Source organism: bacterium (genome assembly GCA_030654305.1).
In the GTDB taxonomy this organism is placed as follows: Bacteria; Krumholzibacteriota; Krumholzibacteriia; order LZORAL124-64-63; family LZORAL124-64-63; genus PNOJ01.
Genome location: JAURXS010000281.1, coordinates 1 through 1,584, shown reverse-complemented (window position 1 = coordinate 1,584; position 1,584 = coordinate 1). Strand labels below are relative to the sequence as shown.

At 69.1% G+C, this 1,584-nt stretch carries 2 protein-coding genes; both read left to right on the top strand.

Translation table 11 applies throughout. The annotated features are described in order from the left end of the window. Positions 1–686, top strand: a 686-nt coding sequence (locus tag Q7W29_08150) for a hypothetical protein (protein MDO9171788.1), incomplete at its 5' end; no start/stop codon positions are given. Positions 687–738: 52 nt separating this feature from the next. Beyond that, a complete protein-coding gene (locus Q7W29_08145) occupies positions 739–1,353 on the top strand; it encodes a hypothetical protein (GenBank protein MDO9171787.1) in 615 nt (204 codons plus the stop codon). Positions 1,354–1,584 lie beyond the last annotated feature (231 nt).

Below are 1,584 nucleotides of genomic sequence, written 5' to 3'. Positions count from 1 at the left end.
GGACGCCGGTGCGCCCGCGCGGAGAGGAGCCGGTCGTGCACCATCGGCGCCAGATCCGCCCGCCCCTCGCGCTCCCGGCGCGAACCGCCCGCCGCGGCCGCCTGTGGTTCTCTCTGGTGCTCGTCGCCGCGACGCTGACGGCGGCCGGCGGCGCGCGCGCTCAAATCGATGCCCTTTGCATCTGCGACAACCAGGAGGGCCGGCTCGGCGAGGGTTGCACCTTCATGTCCGCCTTCGTGCCGACGCCCATCTACCTGCTCCTGTGCTTCCCGAGCGGGGCCCAGGTGCTGTCCTGGGAGGCCCGGGTCACCCACGACAACGCCAACGTCCTGATCGGCAGCTGGGCGGTGAACGGCGTGGACGTCGACCCGGATGCCGAGGATTTCGTCGTCGACTGCACGTCGGCGCCGTTGCTGCCCAACCCGCAGGATGTCGTCGTGCTGGCCTCGATGCAGGTCATCGTCCTGGACGCGAGCGAGCGCATCCAGTTCTTCATCGGTCCGGTCCCGGGATCCGCCGTCTTCCCCGCGGGCACGCCGGGGTACGTCCACACGGCGGGGACCGCCACGCCCACCGTCGTGTGCAGCGGCGACTACACCCTGCCGGTGTTCCACATCAACATGTGCCTGATGGACGCGGTGGAGCAAGCCGACTGGGGCGCGATCAAGGCGCTGTACGGACGGTAAAGGCGTTGAGACAGCGTGCGCGGCCGCCGGCCGCACCGCAAGGAGGTCCGGCGTGAGCATCCGGTTCCGGGTCTGCCCCACGATCCTTGTCGTGCTGCTGGCGACGGCCGTCGGCGCGTCGGCGCAGCAGGACGTCATGTGCATCTGCCTCGATCCCATGACACCTGACAGCTGCGGCGGCAACGCTGTGATCCCCGCCGGCGAACCGACCATGATCTACCTGTGCCTGGTCGATCCCAGCGGAACTCCGGTGTTGGCTTGGCTGGCCCGGGTCACCGATTCCCGTCAGGACGGCGACATCATCGGCGAGTGGGTGATGAACGGCCTCGACGTCGACATGGATCCGGACAACTACATGGTCGCGCCCGAGCCGGCGCCGGCGTATCCCAACGCGGCGAATGTCGTCGTTCTGGGGAGTATGTGGCTGCGGGTGCTGGACGATACGGCGCCCATCGAGTTCTTCGTCGGCCCGATCCCCGGCGACGTGGTCTTTCCCGAGGGCACTCCCGGCTACACCCACACGCTGGGGATCAACACCCCCGCCACCGTCTGCAGCGGCGATTACGACGCGCCGGTGTTCAGCATCAACGGCGTCGTCGCGATGGACGGGATCACCTGGGGCGCGATCAAGGGCGCGTACATGTCGAGCCCCGTGGGGGGGCGCTGAGCGGATTCCGTACAGCGGGACGCAGGCGGCTTGTCCCGCCGCCCTCTTGTCAGTATGGTGATCCCGAATCGTCGTCGCCCCACCCCCGGAGGGATGCCGATGCGTTTCCCCCGTTCCGCCCTCATCCTGGTCCCGGCCCTGATGCTGGGTGCGCCCGCTTCCACGCTCGCCCAGTCCGACGTGTTCTGCGTCTGCACCGACGCCGAATCCGGGACCTGCGGCGGCAACCTC